Raw genomic sequence first — 16477 nt, forward strand, 5'->3', positions numbered from 1 at the left:
CACCCCGCTTCACGGCGGGTGTGGCGGCCCTTTTCGCATGCCCGGATTCCCGCGGAACAGCTGCGTGACGCAACATTACGGCCGCATTCGTAACATTCCGGGGCCTCCGCCAGCATGGGGACATGACCGCCCTCCTGCCCGCTGCGTCGCGCACCGCTGAGGCCCCGAAGACAGCGGGCTCCGCACAGCCCGTGCGCCTCGACGGCATCGCGCGCTCGTTCCCGCTCGCGCAGGGGCGACGCGAGGTGCTCCGCGATCTCGACCTGGACATCGCCGCCGGGGAGATCGTCGCCGTCGTCGGCCCGTCCGGGTGCGGGAAGTCGACGCTGCTGCGCCTCATCGGCGGACTGGACACCCCCACGCGGGGGACGATCCGCCTGGACGGCTCCGGTGTCGCCGATGTCGACGAGCGCACGGCGATCGCGTTCCAGGAGCCGCGGCTGCTTCCGTGGCGCACCCTCGCGCAGAACGTCGAGCTCGGTCTTCCCCGTGGCGTCTCCCGCAGCGTCGGACGCACTCGGGTCCGCGAACTGCTGCAGCTCGTCGGTCTCGAGCACGCCGCCGATCAGCGTCCGCGCGAGGTGTCCGGAGGCATGGCGCAGCGGGCGTCCCTCGCCCGCGCTCTCGCCAGGAACCCCGGGGTGCTGCTGCTCGACGAGCCGTTCGGCGCCCTCGACGCCCTGACCCGCCTCCGCATGCACGACCTGCTCCTGAAGATCCACGCGGCCGAGCCCACCACGGTGCTGCTCGTGACCCACGACGTGGAGGAGGCCCTCTATCTCGCCGACCGCGTGCTGCTGCTGCGCACCGTCGGCGACGCGGACGACACGGCGTCGTCCGTCGCGCGGACGATCCGCGTCCCCGGCATCCGCCCCCGAGACCGCGCCGATCGCGGCCTCGCCGACCTGCGCGCCGAGCTCCTCGAAGGGCTCGGCGTCGACACGCATCACCACACCCCCGAGGAGACCCGATGAGCACCATCACCCGCCGCATCATCCCTGCGTTCGCCGTCGCCGGGACGATGATGCTCGTCGCCACCGGCTGCGTCGCCGGCGAGAACGCGTCCGCCGAGGCTGAGTCCACCCCCGCCGGGAACGGCGAGTGGTCGGCGGACACGCTGTCCATCGACTTCGCGACCTACAACCCCCTCAGCCTCGTGATCCGCGACCAGGGCATCCTGGAGGACATCCTCGGTGACGACGTCACCGTCGAATGGGTGCAGTCCGCCGGGTCGAACAAGGCCAACGAGCTCCTCCGCTCGGGTTCGGTCGACGTGGGATCGACGGCGGGCTCGGCGGCGCTGCTCGCCCGCGCGAACGGTTCGCCCATCCAGGTGATCGACATCTTCTCCCAGCCCGAGTGGTCGGCCATCGTCGTCGGTCCCGACAGCGACATCACCTCGGTGGAGGATCTCAAGGGCGCCTCCGTCGCGGCCACCAAAGGCACCGACCCCTACTTCTTCCTCCTCCAGGCCCTGGAGGAGGGCGGGCTGTCGCTGGCCGACGTCGAGGTGCAGAACCTCCAGCACGCCGACGGGCGCGCGGCGCTCGACGGCGGTTCCGTCGACGCGTGGGCGGGGCTCGACCCCATCATGGCCGCCGCGGAGCAGGAGTCGGGCGACAAGCTCATCTACCGCAACGTCGACTTCAACACCTACGGCTTCCTCAACGCGACCGAGGACTTCATCGACAACCACCCCGACCTCGCTCAGGCCGTCGTCGACGCCTACGAGGAGGCGCGTGCGTGGGCGCTCGAGAACCCGGAGGAGACCGCCGCCCTGCTGGCAGAGGTCGCCGGCATCGACCTCGAGGTCGCGACCACGGTCATCCAGGAGCGGTCGAACCTCGACGTGAACGGCGTCCCCGGTGACGACCAGCTCGCGGTGCTCGAGAAGATCGCCCCCGTGCTCGTCGAGTCCGGCGACGTCCAGGGCGGACAGGAATCCGTCGACAAGGCGCTGTCCAGCATCATCAACGACACCTTCGCGACGAAGGCGGGCGCGAGCGAGTGACCGGTCTGGAGGAGCGGGCGGTCGTCCCGGCGGACTCGCGGGACGCGCTCGCGTTCGCGAAGGGCGCTCCCCGGAGGGGGACGGGAGGAGCACGCCGTGGCCTGCCGCCCGTCGTGCGGGTCCTCGGGGGCTTCCTGCTCCCGGCCGTGATCCTCATCGCCTGGCAGGTGGTCACGACGGCCGGTCTCATCGAGCCGTACCGACTCCCGGCGCCGGCGTCGGTCTTCCAGGCCGGGGTGGAACTCGCCGAGTCCGGACAGCTCTGGACCCACATCGCCATCTCCGTCCAGCGGGTGCTTCTCGGGTTCGCGATCGGCTCGGTCGTCGGCCTCGCCGCGGCCGGCATCGTCGGGCTGTCGCGCTGGGGTGACGTGCTGCTCAGCCCGACGCTCGCCGCGGTTCGCGCGGTGCCGTCGCTCGCCTGGGTGCCGCTGCTGATCCTGTGGATGCAGATCGGCGAGGAGTCCAAGGTGACCCTCATCGCGATCGGTGCGTTCTTCCCGGTCTACACGACGGTCGCCTCGGCGCTCCGGCATGTGGATCCGCAGCTCGTCGAGGCGGGACGCTCGTTCAGCCTGCACGGATGGTCGCTGTTCCGCACGGTCCAGCTCCCGGCTGTCGTGCCGTCCGTCGTGTCCGGCCTCCGCCTCGCGCTCGCCCAGGCGTGGCTGTTCCTGGTTGCCGCCGAACTGATCGCGTCGTCCATGGGGCTCGGCTTCCTGTTGACGGACTCGCAGAGCACGGGTCGCGTCGACCGCATCCTGCTCTCCATCGTGCTGCTCGCGCTGCTCGGCACGATCACCAACGGCGTGCTCGCGCTGTTGGAGAAGTACCTGCTGCGGCGATGGACGTGACGACGACCGAGGCTCGGCTGCGGGAGGAACGGATCTATCCTCCGTCGCCCGCGTTCCTCGATGCCAACGTGACCGCGGAAGCCTATGCCCGGGCGGCCGCTGATCCTCTGGCCTTCTGGGAAGATGCGGCCCGCCGGCTGGAGTGGGCGGAGCCGTGGACGGCCGTGCACGAGTGGGAGCCGCCCGTCGACGGTGCGGTCCCGGCAGCGCGATGGTTCCTCGGCGGGCGGCTGAACGTCGCGGTGAACTGCGTGGACCGGCATGTCGACGCCGGACGCGGAGACAAGGTGGCGCTGCACTTCGAAGGGGAGCCCGGTGACCGGGTCTCGGTGACCTACGCCGACCTCCAGCGCCGTGTGGCCCAGGCCGCGCACGCGCTCGAAGACCTCGGGGTCCGACCGGGGGACCGCGTGGTGATCTACCTCCCCGTGCTCGTGGAGACGGTGGTCATCACGCTCGCCTGCGCGCGGATCGGAGCCGTCCACTCTCTCGTCTTCGGAGGGTTCTCCGCAGAGGCCGTGCGTTTCCGGCTCGAGGACACCGGGGCGAAGCTGCTCGTCACCAGCGACGGCCAGTTCCGGCGGGGGACGGCGACCGAGGTCAAATCCGCCGCCGATGCCGCCGCTGCGGGACTGCCGGAGCTCGAACACGTCCTCGTGCTCCGTCGCACCGGACAGAGCGTCCCGTGGACCGAAGGCCGCGACGTGTGGTGGCATGACGTCGTCGACACGGCCCCCACCGCGCATCAGGCGAAGGCCTTCGATGCCGAGCACCCGCTCTTCCTCATCTACACCTCCGGTACGACGGGGAAGCCCAAGGGCCTCGTGCACACCTCCGGCGGCTATCTGACGCACGCGAGCTGGGCGCACTGGGCGCACTTCGACGCCAAACCGGACGACGTCCACTGGTGTACCGCCGACCTCGCCTGGGTCACCGCGCACACCTACGAGATCTACGGGCCCCTGTCGAACGGGCTCACCCAGGTCATCTACGAGGGCACGCCGGACACTCCGCGCCGCGGACGCCATCTGGAGATCATCGAGCGCTACGGCGTCACGGTCTACTACACGGCCCCCACGCTCATCCGCACGTTCATGACCTGGTTCGGCGACGAGCTGCCGAGCGGCCACGACCTGTCCACCCTGCGACTGCTCGGCACGGTGGGCGAGGCGATCAATCCGGAGGCCTGGGTGTGGTTCCACCGGAACTTCGGGCGGAACGAGCTCCCCGTCATCGACACGTGGTGGCAGTCGGAGACCGGTGCCGCGATGATCGCCCCCTTGCCCGGCATCACCCCCCTGAAGCCCGGCTCCGCGTCGGTCCCGCTTCCGGGCATCGACGTCGCGGTGGTCGACGAGAACGGTGACGAGGTGGCGCCGGGCCGGTCCGGGACGCTGGTCGTCCGGCGTCCGTGGCCGGGGATGGCGCGGACCGTCTGGGGGAATCCGGAGCGCTACCGCGACGCGTACTGGTCTGCGTACGCCGGTGTGGGCGCGCACGGCGGCTACTACGTCGCCGGAGACGGGGCGACCAGGGACGCCGACGGCTTCATCTGGATCCTGGGACGACTCGACGACGTCGTGAACGTCTCGGGTCATCGCCTCTCGACGATCGAGATCGAGTCGGCCCTCGTCGCGCACGAGACGGTCGGCGAAGCCGGGTCCGCCGGCGTGGCGGATCCTGTCACCGGCCAGGCGGTCGTGGCGTTCGTCACCCCGTCCGGCCGGGCGGAGATCGACGCGCACGCGCTGCGCGCGCAGGTCGCGCGCTCGATCGGTCCGGTCGCGAAGCCGAAGCACGTCGTCGTCGTGCCGGACCTGCCCAAGACGCGCTCCGGGAAGATCATGCGCCGGCTGCTCGCGCAGCTCTGGGACGCCGAACAGGATCGGCGGGCGGGACGCACCCCGCAGGCCCTCGGCGATACGACGTCGCTGCAGAACCCCTGGGCCGTCGACGACATCGCCGACGCTCTCGCCGCAGAATCGAGGACATCATGACCGACGACCACCGCTTCGGGTTCCGCACCCGCGCCCTGCACGCCGGGGGTACACCGGACGCCGCCACCGGAGCGCGGGCGGTCCCGATCTACCAGACGACGTCGTTCGTCTTCGACGATGCGGCCGACGCCGGGAACCTCTTCGCGCTGCAGAAGTACGGCAACATCTACTCGCGCATCGGCAACCCCACCGTCGCCGCCCTGGAGGAACGGCTGGCCTCGCTGGAGGGCGGCATCGGAGCCGTGGCGACCGCCTCGGGGATGAGCGCGGAGTTCATCACGTTCGCCGCCCTCGTGGGCGCGGGCGATCACGTCGTCGCCGCCGCGCAGCTCTACGGCGGCACCGTCACCCAGCTCGACGTGTCGCTGCGGCGCTTCGGCGTGGAGACGACCTTCGTCAGCTCCTCCGACCCTGCCGACTTCGCCGCGGCCATCCGTCCGGAGACCAAAGTCGTCTACGTCGAGATGATCGGGAACCCGTCGGGCGAGATCGCCGACATCGCGGGTCTGGCCGCCGTCGCCCACGACGCCGGGGTTCCGCTCGTCGTCGACGCCACCCTGGCCACGCCGTACCTCGCGCGCCCGCTGGAGCACGGGGCGGACATCGTCATCCACTCGGTCACGAAGTTCCTCGGCGGCCACGGCACGACCCTCGGGGGTGTGGTCATCGAGAAGGGCACGTTCGACTGGGGCAACGGGAAGTTCCCCCAGATGACCGAACCGGTGGCCTCCTACGGCGGCATCTCCTGGTGGGGCAACTTCGGCGAGTACGGATTCCTCACCAAGCTGCGCTCCGAACAGCTGCGCGACATCGGGCCCGCCCTGAGCCCGCAATCGGCCTTCACGCTCCTGCAGGGCGTGGAGACGCTGCCCCAGCGCATCGACGCTCACATCGCCAACGCCCGGGTCGTCGCCGAGTGGCTGGCCGCAGACCCGCGCGTGTCCTACGTCACCTGGGCAGGGCTCGAAGGTCATCCGCATCATGAGCGTGCCGCCCGGTACCTGCCGCTGGGGCCGGGATCCGTGTTCGCGTTCGGGGTCGCCGCCGAGGACGGCCGCGCCGCGGGGGAGGCGTTCATCGAGAACCTGCAGCTCGCGTCCCACCTCGCCAACATCGGCGACGCCCGCACCCTGGTGATCCACCCGGCCTCCACCACGCACCGCCAGCTCACCGAGGAGCAGCTCGTCGCCGCCCGCGTACGCCCCGACCTGATCCGCATCTCCGTCGGCCTGGAGGACGCGGAGGACATCATCTGGGACCTCGATCAGGCCCTCACCCTCGCGACGGGAGCCCACCGATGAGCGCGACCTCCGCCGGCGACGCCTGCGCCCTTCCTCCGGCCACGGATGCCGCCAGCTGCGCGCTCCCCGCGGTCGTCGAACCGGGCCGCACCTGGACCGGCCCCACGCAGCCGCAGCGGTTCGGACTGCTGCGGCGGGCGCGATCGATCGCCATCGTCGGGGCGTCGGGCAACCCCGCGCGGGCCTCCTACTTCGTCGCGACGTACCTGCTCTCCAGCACGGCCTACGACGTCTACCTCGTGAACCCGAGGGAGACCGAGATCCTCGGGCAGCCGGTGTATCCGTCGTTGAGTGCCCTGCCGGTGCAGGCCGACATCGTCGACGTCTTCCGTCGTCATGACGACCTCCCCGGGGTGGCGCAGGAGGCGGTCGACAGCGGTGCCAAGACGCTGTGGCTCCAGCTCGGCTCCTGGAACGAGGAGGCGGCCGCGCTCGCGGAGGAGGCCGGTCTCTCGGTCGTCATGGATCGCTGCATCAAGATCGAGCACGCCCGTTTCCACGGCGGCCTGCATCTCGCCGGCTTCGACACCGGCGTGATCAGCTCCCGGCGGCAGCTGCTCGCGCGCTGAGGGGCGCTCGCGGCGTCCCCGGGGTGCTCACGCGCAGATCGTGTTCGCCGTGCTGCGCTGCAGCGTCACGGGAACCTGGAGGTCGGTGAGGTGCCAGTCGAGACTGCGGCCGGTGAGCCGCGGCAGCGATGAGCACGTCCACGCGCGGTCGGGCGTGACATGGCTGCCCGGGAGCACCCCCGCTTCGGCCCAGGAAGTCCACGTCCGGGGAAGGCCCGTCGCCCTCTTCAGATCGACGTCGACGTCGACGTGGTGCGACCCGCCCGGTGCGTTGGTGCTGATGTAGAAGTGGCCGGAGGTGTCGCTGATCTCCTCATAGCGGATCGCCGTGATCGCGCAGGTGGTGGGGGCGGCCGACGGGCTGCTGTACGCCTTGCACGTGTTCCCGGTGAACGGGGACAACCATGCCGAGGCGGACGTCACCGTCGCCGTGACCACGGTCCGATCCGTCCACGCCGCGCTGGTGGTGGAGACGCCTCCCTGGGCGACGGCCAGGAAGACGAGCGCCATCGCGACCGCCACGCCGGCCAGCGGGGAGAACCGTCGTGCGGGCGTCACGTGGTCAGGGGCTTTCGTGCCGGTCGCTCGGCGGGGCTCATCATGCCGAGGCCGAGCAGCCCCAGGAGACCGAGGAACAGCGGGACGGCGACCGCCGGCGTCGTCATCCGCATGATGGCGGTTCCCCATCCGGGAAGCTGTACCGCCGGCTTCCACACGTCGCCGGTCACCGGATAGTCGAGCGCGTCGGAGAACTCGTTGTGGTCGCCCTTCATGGTGATCGTGCGCGCGCCGTGGGAGTCCGCGATGGCGGTGATGCGGTGGGTCACCAGCGAGTCGGTCAGCGCGCTCGGCAGGCTGACGACGTCACCGACCGCCAAGGAGTCGGCGGGGACCTTCGTGGCGATGAGGAGGTCGCCCGTCATGATCTCGGGTTCCATGGAGCCCGAGATCACGACGAGCGGCTGGATGAGCCCGATCGCCGTGGCGCCCCAGACGACGCCGCAGCCCACGCCCATGGCTGCCAGCGCCCAGAGCACGGGCAGGGCGAGGCGGCGAAGGATCTGCACCACGGTCCGTCCTTCGTCTCTGCTGCGGGTGAGGGGTCAGTTGGTGGCGGTGGCGGAGACCGTGACCAGGATCGTGCCGGTCTTGCCCTGGTTGCTCGTCGCCCAGTCCGCCGGCGTGGTGACGACGAGTTCGAACTCATCGGTCGCCGTGGAACCGGAGGAGGTCAGCGAGGCCGCGAGTCCGGTGACCGTCGCGGTCGGCTTGACGGTGAAGTCCGTCGCCGTGTTACCCGGGGCGTACTCGACCGTCGACGTCAGCGCGGCATTGACCGAGCTGACGTTCTTCACCCAGAGCTTGATGGTGCGGGTCTCGCCCGGGAGCAGGTTCGCCAGCTTCTCGGCGGGGACCACGAGCTCGATGCTGTTCTTGGCCGCCGAGTCCTTCCAGGTCGTCCCGTCGGTGGAGCCCTGGAGGTTGAAGGTGGCCGCCGCGGCGGGGGCGCTGAAGAACGTGTTGTCGGTCCACGCGGCACTGGTGAGGGCGGCGCCGATGCCACCCGTCGCGAGGACGGCCAGCGCGAACGCCATGATCGGGCGCCGCCGTGAGCGTCGCTCAGTGCGGAGAGGGCGTGTGCGGGCTTCCGTGTGGGTCATGGCTCCGACGTTACGCAGCACACCTCAGGGGACGGTCAAGTCTTCCTCAAGACGGACCGAGGCTTTCCCGATTGTTCTGCCGCAGCGTCGTGCGAGCCCGGCCCTGGCCGGCGTGGCAGGATGGTCGGATGCCGCTCATCGCTCTCACCGGAGGCATCGCGTCGGGGAAGTCCACCATCGCCGACCGGCTCGCCGAGCTCGGCGCGGAGGTCGTCGACGCGGATCGGATCGTGCGCGAGGTGCAGGCGCCGGGATCCGAGGTCCTCCGTGCGATCGCGCGGACGTTCGGCGACGAGGTCATCGCCGAGGACGGATCGCTCGACCGGGCCGCGCTCGGGGCGACCGTGTTCGCCGATCCGGACCGTCTCGCGCAGCTGAACGCCATCGTGCACCCTGCCGTGCGGGCCGAGTCCCAGCGCCGTTTCGACGCCGCGTTCCGTGCCGATCCGGATGCCGTCGTCGTCTACGACGTGCCGCTTCTCGTGGAGGCGCGTGTCGATGACCCGTGGGATGAGATCGTCGTCGCGCACGCTCCCGAGGAGGTCCGTCTCGAGAGGCTCATCGGGCTGCGCGGGATGACGCCGGAGGAGGCGCGCCGGCGGATCGCCGCCCAGGTCCCGGACGACAGGCGGCTCGCGATCGCCGACGTCGTGATCGACACCGCGGGATCGATCGCGGACACGCTGGCACAGACGGACGCGCTCTGGGACCGGCTCCGAGCGCAGGGACGCGGCCCCGATGTCGGAGGGGCGGCATACGCTTGATGTATGCAGCCCACCCGCAGTGTCCGCCCCTTCGAGGTCATCAGCGAGTACGCCCCCGCCGGTGACCAGCCGCAGGCGATCGCCGACCTGGCTTCCCGCATCAACGCGGGCGAGACCGACATCGTGCTGCTCGGTGCGACCGGAACAGGCAAGTCGGCGACCACGGCCTGGCTCGTCGAGCAGGTGCAGCGCCCCACGCTCGTGCTCGCGCACAACAAGACCCTCGCCGCACAGCTCGCCAACGAGTTCCGCGAGCTCATGCCGAACAACGCCGTCGAGTACTTCGTCTCGTACTACGACTACTACCAGCCCGAGGCCTACGTCCCGCAGACGGACACCTTCATCGAGAAGGACTCCTCGATCAACGCGGAGGTCGAGCGCCTCCGCCACTCGACGACGAACTCCCTGCTGAGCCGTCGCGACGTGGTCGTGGTGTCGACCGTCTCCTGCATATACGGGCTCGGAGCCCCGGAGGAGTACCTGCGCGCCATGGTCGCGCTCCAGGTGGGGGAGCGGTACGACCGCGACGCCCTGATCCGTCAGTTCATCGCGATGCAGTACAACCGCAACGACGTCGACTTCTCGCGCGGCAACTTCCGCGTGCGCGGCGACACGATCGAGATCATCCCGGTGTACGAGGAGCACGCCATCCGCATCGAGCTCTTCGGCGACGAGATCGAGGCGCTCTACTCGCTGCACCCGCTCACGGGCGAGGTCATCGAGAAGCTCGACGCCGTGCCGATCTTCCCGGCGTCGCACTACGTCGCGGGTACCGACGTCATCCAGCGCTCCATCGGCACCATCGAGCACGAGCTCGAGGAACGGCTGAAGGAGTTCGAACGTCAGGGCAAGCTCCTCGAGGCGCAGCGACTCCGGATGCGGACCACGTTCGACCTGGAGATGCTGCAGCAGCTCGGATTCTGCTCCGGCATCGAGAACTACTCGCGTCACATGGACGGACGGATGCCGGGCGAGCCCCCGCACACGCTGCTCGACTTCTTCCCGGACGACTTCCTGCTCGTCATCGACGAGTCCCATGTCACGGTGCCGCAGATCGGCGCGATGTACGAAGGCGACGCCTCCCGCAAGCGCACTCTGGTCGATCACGGATTCCGGCTGCCGAGCGCGATGGACAACCGACCGCTGCGCTGGGACGAGTTCAAGAACCGCGTGGGGCAGACCGTCTACCTCTCCGCGACCCCGGGCAAGTACGAGATGGGCATCGCCGACGGCGTGGTGGAGCAGATCATCCGCCCGACCGGTCTGGTCGATCCGGAGATCATCGTCAAGCCGTCGAAGGGGCAGATCGACGATCTCCTCGAAGAGATCAGGCTCCGCGTGGAGCGTGACGAGCGCGTGCTCGTCACGACGCTCACGAAGAAGATGGCGGAGGAGCTGACCGACTTCCTCGGCGAGCACGGCGTCCGGGTGCGCTACCTGCACTCCGACGTCGACACCCTGCGTCGTGTCGAGCTCCTCAGCGAACTGCGCGCCGGGGTCTACGACGTCCTGGTCGGTATCAACCTGCTGCGCGAGGGACTGGATCTCCCGGAGGTGTCGCTCGTCGCGATCCTCGACGCCGACAAGGAAGGGTTCCTCCGCTCCGGGACGTCGCTCATCCAGACCATCGGCCGCGCCGCGCGAAACGTCTCCGGTGAAGTGCACATGTACGCGGACAACATGACGGACTCCATGGCCAAGGCCATCGAGGAGACCGACCGTCGCCGTGAGAAGCAGATCGCGTACAACAAGGAGCACGGCATCGACCCGCAGCCGCTGCGCAAGCGCATCGCCGACATCACCGAGGTGCTGGCGCGCGAGGGGCAGGACACGGCAGAGCTGATGTCCGGCCGCGGCCGGGCGTCGGGCAAGGGGAAGTCGCCGACACCGAACCTGCGGCGCACCGGGATCGCTGCCGAAGGCGCCCAGCAGCTGGAGGCCACGATCCAGGACCTCACCGATCAGATGCTCGCGGCCGCCGCCGAGCTGAAGTTCGAGCTCGCCGGACGCCTGCGTGACGAAGTGCAGGATCTGAAGAAGGAGCTCCGGTCGATGGAGCGGGCCGGGCACGCGTAGACGGAGTCGAGATGGATGCCGCAGGAGAGGAACTCGCGGACCGCGTCCGCGCACTGCTCGGGGCCGATCCTTCCATCGAGGAGCGCCGGATGTTCGGGACCAGGGCGTTCCTCGACGAGGGGCGCATCCTCGTGGGCGCCCGGAAGGACGGGACGCTTCTCGTCCGCGTGGATGAGGAGAACGGCGCCGTCGCGGTAACCCTGCCCGGAGCATCGCGCGCCGTGATGGGATCCCGCACCATGGGCTCCGGGTGGATCGATGTCTCCGCCTCGGCGATCGCCGACGATGGCGCGCTGATGACCTGGATCGACATGGCCCGGGAGTCGGTCGGCGCCGCCCTCGCCGACGACGACGACTGACGCCGAGGGGTCTACGGGCAGTGCACCAGCGTCTTCGGGCCGGAGCGGTCGATCTCGTGCTCGGTCATCGGCGCACCGCAGAGCGGACAGGCCCGTTCCGCGCGCTCCGCGGCGCTGGGCGGGGGCGTCTTCTCGTAGGGCCCGACCGAGGCCGGACCGGCGAGACGCACGAGGTTGGTGTTCACCCAGGTGTAAAGGCCCCCCGCCTCGCGGATGCGGGTGCGAAGAGGGGGGCGGCTGGAGTCGCGTGACATGTTCATTAGTGTACTAATGATTCGTGCAGATGTATAGTCGGGGTCGTGACTGACACCGATGATCTGCTCCGGCTCGAGAACCAGCTCTGCTTCGCCGTGGTCACGGCGGCGCGGAACGTCGTCGCGATCTACCGGCCGATCCTCGAGCCGCTCGGGTTGACGCACCCGCAGTACCTGGTGATGCTCGCCCTGTGGGAGCGGTCGCCGCGGACCTTGAACGACCTCGCGGCCGACCTCGCGCTGGAGCCCGCGACCGCGTCGCCGCTCGTCAAGAGGCTCGAGGCCGACGGCCTGGTGACCCGGCAGCGCAGCAGCGAGGACGAGCGCCGGCTGGAGATCACGCTCACCGACGCCGGCGCGGCTCTGCGCGCGAGGGCCGTGGACGTGCCGCGGCAGGTGATGGCCGCTGTCGGGATGGGCATCGGTGAGATCGCCGCTCTCCGGGACGGGCTCGGAGCCTTCGCGGGGCGGCGCTCGGAGCAGAGCTGATCGGTTCCGCGGCGCCCCGCCCCTGAACGCGGCCGCGCCGAACCGCACCCCTAGGGTGGAGGCATGTCGCGCCCAGAGCCTCCGGTCCGTGGGCCGGGGACCGTGCGCCGGACAGGGCCACTTTCGTCGCTGCTCGGCCTCGCCGCGATCGCCGGACTGTTCGGCCTCCTCATGCTCGCTGCCGCGGGACAGGGCACTCCGCAGTTCTCGTCGTCGGGACCGGAGAGCACGCCGTCGCCCCCGGAGGACGTCGTCCTCCCGATGCCGTCGGCGACCGGCACACCACCGCCCCCGGAGTCGTGGGGTGATTCCGCGCTCGCGCAGGTTCTCGGCGTGATCTTCGGGGCGCTGCTGACGCTGGCCGTCCTCGCGCTGGTCATCGTGGTCCTGCGCCAGCTCCTGCGCTTCCTTCGACGTCTGTGGCAGGCACGTCCGCTCGATCGCCGTGAGGTCATCGCCGCCGCCGCGGAGGGCGGTGCCAGCACTCCCGCGGCGCCCCCGGACGAGGAGGTCATCCGCCGCGGGGTGTCCGCCGCGCTGCGCACCGTGACCGAGAGGACCGACCCCGGTGACGCGATCGTCGCCGCGTGGGTCGGGCTGGAGGAGTCCGCCGCCGACGCCGGTCACGGTCGCGGGCCGGCCGAGACGCCGGCGGAGTTCACGGCCCGGGTGGTCGGCGCCCGCCAGGGCATCGCGGCCGAGGTCCTGGCGCTGCAGGGTCTGTACGAGCGCGTCCGCTTCGGGGGAGCGGTCGCCGGGGAACAGGACCGCCGGAGCGCGGCGGCCGCCCTCCGGGGCATCAAGGAGGGGTGGCGATGAAGGGGAGGATCGTCCTGACGGTGATCGGCGTCCTCGTCGCGGCCGCTCTCCTCGGACTGCTGATGGCGTTCGGGGTGCCCGCACCCTTCGCCGTCGCGTGGGCCCTCATCCTGCTCGCGGTCGTCGCAGCCACCCGGCAGGTCTTCGTCGACGAGGCGGTGGTGTGGCCACCGCAGGCCCCGCGGGCGGAGGCGCGCGGCTCGGACGTGTCACGGATGGCCTGGGCGATCAACACGCGTACGGGCGTCGCCGGACATGTCGTCGTACGGCGCGTCCAGGGCGTCGTCCGGCGCCGTCTCGCTCATCGCGGCCTCGACCTCGACGATCCCGAGGATCACCCGCGCATCGACGCGATGCTGGGGGACGGCGTCCGCGCTTCCCTGCATGCGCGTGACGTGCAGCGCGCCGACATCGAGCGCGTCCTCGACGCCCTCGACCGCATCCCGACCGACACGGAGGAGACATCATGACCAACGACGAGACCGGGCAGATCGCCGACGTCGGACGCCGCGTGCTCGCCGGCGTCCGGACAGCGGTCGTCGGGATGGACGAGCCCCTGACCCTCGCGCTCGCCACGATCCTGGCCGGTGGGCACGTGCTCTTCGAGGACGTCCCCGGCCTCGGCAAGACGCTCGCCGCGCGGAGTCTGGCGGGGGCGCTCGGGCTGGACTTCCGTCGGCTGCAGTGCACTCCCGACATGCTCCCCGGCGATGTCACCGGCTCGTATGTGTACGCGCCCGGGACCGGAGAGTTCGTCTTCCGCCCCGGCCCTCTCTTCACAGGCCTGCTGCTCGCGGACGAGATCAACCGGACGACGCCGAAGACGCAGTCGGCCATGCTCGAGGCCATGGCCGAGCGCCAGGTGACGGTGGAGGGCAACCGGTTCGCGCTCCCACGGCCGTTCCATGTGATCGCGACCTCGAACCCGATCGAGTACGAGGGGACGTACGCGCTGCCGGAAGCCCAGCTCGACCGGTTCATGGTGCGGCTCGCGGTGGGCTACCCGGGGCCGGAGGAGGAGGCGCGCATCATCCTCGACCGGGTGGAACGGCAGAGTCCCGACATGGACGTCGACCCGGTGCTCGACGCCGAGGGTCTCCGGCGCCTCCAGGCCGCCGTCGAGCGCATCCACGTCGATCCCGATGTCGTGCGGTACGCCGTCGATCTCGCCCGAGCGACCCGCGAGGCGGCGACGGTATCCGTCGGCGTGTCCCCGCGCGGCTCGCAGGCGCTCGTCCTCCTCGGGCGCGCGCTCGCCGCCCTGGACGGCCGGGCGTACGTGCGCCCGGACGACATCAAGCGCGTCGCGGTGCCGGTCCTCGCGCACCGCCTGACGCTGACGCCGCAGGCCTGGGCACAGGGCGTGGACCCGCGGACGGTGGTGGACGCGGCTCTCGCTCGGACGCCGGTGCCTCCGACGGTCGCGACGACGCCGTGACGGACCAGACGGCGGCGCAGTCCACCGCCGCGCTCACCTGGCGGCGCACACCGGCCATCGCGCTGGGCATCGCCGGCGCGGCGATCGTCGCGGGTGTCGGGCTCGCCCTCTCCCGTCCGGACGTCGTCGCCCTCGGGCTGCCGCTGGCGCTGACCGCCGGCTGGGCGCTCCTCTCGCGTCCCCGTCCCGAACACGCGCGCCTCGTGCTGCGGGCCCAGGCGGCCGGCGACGGCGACCGTCCCGAGGTGCGGACCACCGTGGACGTGCTGCTGACGGCCGACGCCGTGCAGGTCGCCGTGGATCAGGACGGGCGGCGCACCGGCCTCGCGGACGTGCGGCCGGGCGCCGCGTGCGTCACCGCGCGCAGCACCTTGCAGCATTCCGGTCCGAGCGAGCCGCTCGGCGTGACGGCGCGGGGATTCGACCTCGACGGTGCCTGGGTCACGGGGCTCCTTCCCCGGACGGCCGTCGCCTGGAACGCGCCGCCGCGTGACGCGCGGATCAGCGCCCTCCCGGTGGCGCCGCGACTCACCGGACTCCACGGTGTGCATCCGGGCACGCGTCCCGGTCAGGGCGGGGACTTCCGCGACATCCAGCCCTTCGTCCCGGGGGATGAGCTCCGACGGGTGGACTGGCGCGCGACCGCGAGGGCTGCCCGTCGCCCCGGCGACCTGCTGGTGCGCAGGGACGACGCGCTGAGCGATTCCTCGGTGGTCATCGCGATCGACACCGCCGAGGACCTGGGCGCCGTCGTCGCGGCGTGGGGGAGCGGCGACGCCGATCGCTCCGGAGTCACCTCGCTCGACCACGCGCGCGAAGCGGCCCTCGCGATCGCCACGACCGCCGTCGGCGTCGGGGACCGTGTCGCCTATCACGCGCTCTCCCCGGCCGGGGTCTCGCTGCCGTCCGGCGGCGGAGTGCGGCACCTCGCCCGTCTCCGCCGCGCCATTGCCGCCACCGGTCTCGGCATCGACCCCTCGTACCGTCGCTCGCCGGTGGTGCCGCCCGGCTCGATCGTCTTCGTGCTCTCGACGTTCGTCGACGGCGTCGCCGCGCGGCTCGCGACGAGCTGGCGCGCCGCCGGTCACGCCGTCGTGGCCGTCGATGTGCTCCCGGTGCCGGAGCAGACCCGTCTCACCCGGGAACAGCGCATCGCGCTCCGCACGCTGCTCGCCGAGCGCGCGGACATCCTGACCGAGCTGGTACACGCGGGCATCGAGGTGGTGCCGTGGCCGAGCGGAGCCGATGCGGCGATGCGGCTGGCGGGGCATCGCCTCGCGCGTCGGCGGACGGGGCGCCGATGAGTCGTCCCCTCCGCTCGTTCCACATCGGCGCCGCGGTGCCGGGCGCCGTCATCCGGCTCGCGGTGGTCGCCGTGGCCGCCGGCGGAGCCCTGCTGCTGATCCCGTTCCCGCTGTGGCAGGGCATCGCGGTGCTCGCCGCGCTCGTCGCCGTCGCGATCCCGCGCAGCCTCGCCGCCTGGGTGGCGCTGGCATGCCTGCCGTTCGGGGTGATCCTCACGGAGCCGGATCCCGGTCGGACGGCAGGGGCGCTGCTGTTCGTGCACGCTCTGCACGTGTGCGCGTCGCTGAGTCTCGTGGTGCCGCTGACCTCGCGTGTGGGCCTGCCGGTCCTGATCCCGACCATCGGCCGCTTCCTCACGGTCCAGCTGCTCGCGCAGCCGGTCGCGTTCGGAGTGTGGCTGCTCGCCCAGCGGCAGCTCACCGGGACGACCGCGCTCCTCGCGCCCATCGCCGCCGCGATGCTGCTGGCCGGCGTCCTGCTCGCGGTCCGCGCTGCGAGACGGGCCGACGCCGCGGCCGCGGGAGCCAAGGCGTTGGGCGTTCTCGGAGCCGATGTCCGTGGCCCCTCGTAGACTTGTTCG

General features: G+C 71.2%; 19 protein-coding genes. 15 read left to right on the forward strand and 4 right to left on the reverse strand.

Annotation, left to right across the window (positions count from 1 at the left end; all coding sequences use genetic code 11):
* Positions 1-122: 122 nt before the first annotated feature.
* The 6 genes from ACIQID_RS00880 to ACIQID_RS00905 are packed head-to-tail and all read left to right on the forward strand — an operon-like array spanning position 123 to position 6732.
* Positions 123-974 carry an ABC transporter ATP-binding protein gene (locus tag ACIQID_RS00880; RefSeq protein WP_331203046.1) on the forward strand — a complete coding sequence of 284 codons (852 nt, stop codon included), beginning with the start codon at positions 123-125 and terminating at the stop codon, positions 972-974.
* Positions 971-2011 carry an aliphatic sulfonate ABC transporter substrate-binding protein gene (locus ACIQID_RS00885; RefSeq protein WP_400281155.1) on the forward strand — a complete coding sequence of 347 codons (1041 nt, stop codon included), beginning with the start codon at positions 971-973 and terminating at the stop codon, positions 2009-2011. Before ACIQID_RS00880 ends, ACIQID_RS00885 begins: the two co-directional genes overlap by 4 nt.
* Positions 2008-2865 (forward strand): ABC transporter permease, encoded by an 858-nt coding sequence (locus tag ACIQID_RS00890; protein ID WP_400281158.1) that lies wholly within the window; start codon positions 2008-2010, stop codon positions 2863-2865. The genes ACIQID_RS00885 and ACIQID_RS00890 overlap by 4 nt, the downstream gene beginning before the upstream one ends.
* Positions 2856-4862: an acetate--CoA ligase gene (acs, locus tag ACIQID_RS00895; RefSeq protein ID WP_400281161.1), complete on the forward strand. Its 2007-nt coding sequence runs from the start codon at positions 2856-2858 to the stop codon at positions 4860-4862. Before ACIQID_RS00890 ends, acs begins: the two co-directional genes overlap by 10 nt.
* Positions 4859-6163, forward strand: coding sequence for an O-acetylhomoserine aminocarboxypropyltransferase/cysteine synthase family protein (locus tag ACIQID_RS00900; protein ID WP_400281164.1), 1305 nt, complete (start codon positions 4859-4861; stop codon positions 6161-6163). The genes acs and ACIQID_RS00900 overlap by 4 nt, the downstream gene beginning before the upstream one ends.
* Positions 6160-6732 carry a CoA-binding protein gene (locus tag ACIQID_RS00905; protein ID WP_400281168.1) on the forward strand — a complete coding sequence of 191 codons (573 nt, stop codon included), beginning with the start codon at positions 6160-6162 and terminating at the stop codon, positions 6730-6732. Before ACIQID_RS00900 ends, ACIQID_RS00905 begins: the two co-directional genes overlap by 4 nt.
* Positions 6733-6759: 27 nt before the next feature.
* On the opposite strand, the gene ACIQID_RS00910 is transcribed toward ACIQID_RS00905, so the two are convergent.
* From ACIQID_RS00910 to ACIQID_RS00920, 3 genes are read right to left on the reverse strand one after another with little or no spacing between them, the layout of a single operon-like run.
* On the reverse strand, positions 6760-7290 hold the full coding sequence (locus tag ACIQID_RS00910; protein WP_400281171.1) for a hypothetical protein: 531 nt from the start codon (positions 7288-7290) through the stop codon (positions 6760-6762).
* Positions 7287-7802, reverse strand: coding sequence for a signal peptidase I (locus tag ACIQID_RS00915; RefSeq protein WP_400281174.1), 516 nt, complete (start codon positions 7800-7802; stop codon positions 7287-7289). Before ACIQID_RS00915 ends, ACIQID_RS00910 begins: the two co-directional genes overlap by 4 nt.
* Before the next feature lie 33 nt (positions 7803-7835).
* Positions 7836-8393 (reverse strand): hypothetical protein, encoded by a 558-nt coding sequence (locus ACIQID_RS00920; protein WP_400281177.1) that lies wholly within the window; start codon positions 8391-8393, stop codon positions 7836-7838.
* Between the two features lie 128 nt (positions 8394-8521).
* Here ACIQID_RS00920 and coaE point away from each other — a divergent pair, with 128 nt between their 5' ends.
* The 3 genes from coaE to ACIQID_RS00935 are packed head-to-tail and all read left to right on the forward strand — an operon-like array spanning position 8522 to position 11592.
* Positions 8522-9157 (forward strand): dephospho-CoA kinase, encoded by a 636-nt coding sequence (gene coaE, locus ACIQID_RS00925; RefSeq protein ID WP_400281180.1) that lies wholly within the window; start codon positions 8522-8524, stop codon positions 9155-9157.
* Between the two features lie 3 nt (positions 9158-9160).
* Entirely contained in the window at positions 9161-11233 is a 2073-nt protein-coding gene (gene uvrB, locus ACIQID_RS00930; RefSeq protein ID WP_312672140.1) for an excinuclease ABC subunit UvrB, read from the forward strand.
* A gap of 11 nt (positions 11234-11244) precedes the next feature.
* On the forward strand, positions 11245-11592 hold the full coding sequence (locus ACIQID_RS00935; RefSeq protein WP_136052681.1) for a TfoX/Sxy family protein: 348 nt from the start codon (positions 11245-11247) through the stop codon (positions 11590-11592).
* An 11-nt stretch (positions 11593-11603) separates the two neighbouring features.
* On the opposite strand, the gene ACIQID_RS00940 is transcribed toward ACIQID_RS00935, so the two are convergent.
* A complete protein-coding gene (locus tag ACIQID_RS00940; protein ID WP_060921196.1) occupies positions 11604-11852 on the reverse strand; it encodes a hypothetical protein in 249 nt (82 codons plus the stop codon).
* Positions 11853-11891: 39 nt separating this feature from the next.
* On the opposite strand from ACIQID_RS00940, the gene ACIQID_RS00945 reads away from it, so the two are divergent.
* The 6 genes from ACIQID_RS00945 to ACIQID_RS00970 all read left to right on the forward strand — a co-directional run bounded on the left by ACIQID_RS00945 (position 11892) and on the right by ACIQID_RS00970 (position 16468).
* A complete protein-coding gene (locus tag ACIQID_RS00945) occupies positions 11892-12335 on the forward strand; it encodes a MarR family winged helix-turn-helix transcriptional regulator (RefSeq protein WP_062634051.1) in 444 nt (147 codons plus the stop codon).
* Positions 12336-12398: 63 nt separating this feature from the next.
* Positions 12399-13154 (forward strand): DUF4129 domain-containing protein, encoded by a 756-nt coding sequence (locus ACIQID_RS00950; protein WP_400281186.1) that lies wholly within the window; start codon positions 12399-12401, stop codon positions 13152-13154.
* Positions 13151-13624: a hypothetical protein gene (locus ACIQID_RS00955; RefSeq protein WP_400281189.1), complete on the forward strand. Its 474-nt coding sequence runs from the start codon at positions 13151-13153 to the stop codon at positions 13622-13624. Before ACIQID_RS00950 ends, ACIQID_RS00955 begins: the two co-directional genes overlap by 4 nt.
* A complete protein-coding gene (locus tag ACIQID_RS00960) occupies positions 13621-14592 on the forward strand; it encodes a MoxR family ATPase (RefSeq protein ID WP_312672146.1) in 972 nt (323 codons plus the stop codon). The genes ACIQID_RS00955 and ACIQID_RS00960 overlap by 4 nt, the downstream gene beginning before the upstream one ends.
* On the forward strand, positions 14589-15896 hold the full coding sequence (locus ACIQID_RS00965) for a DUF58 domain-containing protein (RefSeq protein WP_400281193.1): 1308 nt from the start codon (positions 14589-14591) through the stop codon (positions 15894-15896). Before ACIQID_RS00960 ends, ACIQID_RS00965 begins: the two co-directional genes overlap by 4 nt.
* On the forward strand, positions 15893-16468 hold the full coding sequence (locus ACIQID_RS00970) for a hypothetical protein (protein WP_400281196.1): 576 nt from the start codon (positions 15893-15895) through the stop codon (positions 16466-16468). Before ACIQID_RS00965 ends, ACIQID_RS00970 begins: the two co-directional genes overlap by 4 nt.
* Positions 16469-16477 lie beyond the last annotated feature (9 nt).

The organism is Microbacterium sp. NPDC091676 (genome assembly GCF_044756645.1).
GTDB classification, from domain to species: Bacteria; Actinomycetota; Actinomycetes; order Actinomycetales; family Microbacteriaceae; genus Microbacterium; species Microbacterium paraoxydans_D.

Coding starts and splice junctions, on each gene's coding strand:
- ACIQID_RS00935 (WP_136052681.1), top strand. CDS start 11,245: ATGGATGCCGCAGGAGAGGAACTCGCGGACCGCGTCCGCGCACTGCTC.
- ACIQID_RS00970 (WP_400281196.1), top strand. CDS start 15,893: ATGAGTCGTCCCCTCCGCTCGTTCCACATCGGCGCCGCGGTGCCGGGC.
- ACIQID_RS00940 (WP_060921196.1), bottom strand. CDS start 11,852: ATGAACATGTCACGCGACTCCAGCCGCCCCCCTCTTCGCACCCGCATC.
- ACIQID_RS00960 (WP_312672146.1), top strand. CDS start 13,621: ATGACCAACGACGAGACCGGGCAGATCGCCGACGTCGGACGCCGCGTG.
- ACIQID_RS00900 (WP_400281164.1), top strand. CDS start 4,859: ATGACCGACGACCACCGCTTCGGGTTCCGCACCCGCGCCCTGCACGCC.
- ACIQID_RS00885 (WP_400281155.1), top strand. CDS start 971: ATGAGCACCATCACCCGCCGCATCATCCCTGCGTTCGCCGTCGCCGGG.
- ACIQID_RS00905 (WP_400281168.1), top strand. CDS start 6,160: ATGAGCGCGACCTCCGCCGGCGACGCCTGCGCCCTTCCTCCGGCCACG.
- ACIQID_RS00950 (WP_400281186.1), top strand. CDS start 12,399: ATGTCGCGCCCAGAGCCTCCGGTCCGTGGGCCGGGGACCGTGCGCCGG.
- coaE (WP_400281180.1), top strand. CDS start 8,522: ATGCCGCTCATCGCTCTCACCGGAGGCATCGCGTCGGGGAAGTCCACC.
- ACIQID_RS00920 (WP_400281177.1), bottom strand. CDS start 8,393: ATGACCCACACGGAAGCCCGCACACGCCCTCTCCGCACTGAGCGACGC.
- acs (WP_400281161.1), top strand. CDS start 2,856: ATGGACGTGACGACGACCGAGGCTCGGCTGCGGGAGGAACGGATCTAT.
- uvrB (WP_312672140.1), top strand. CDS start 9,161: ATGCAGCCCACCCGCAGTGTCCGCCCCTTCGAGGTCATCAGCGAGTAC.
- ACIQID_RS00955 (WP_400281189.1), top strand. CDS start 13,151: ATGAAGGGGAGGATCGTCCTGACGGTGATCGGCGTCCTCGTCGCGGCC.
- ACIQID_RS00880 (WP_331203046.1), top strand. CDS start 123: ATGACCGCCCTCCTGCCCGCTGCGTCGCGCACCGCTGAGGCCCCGAAG.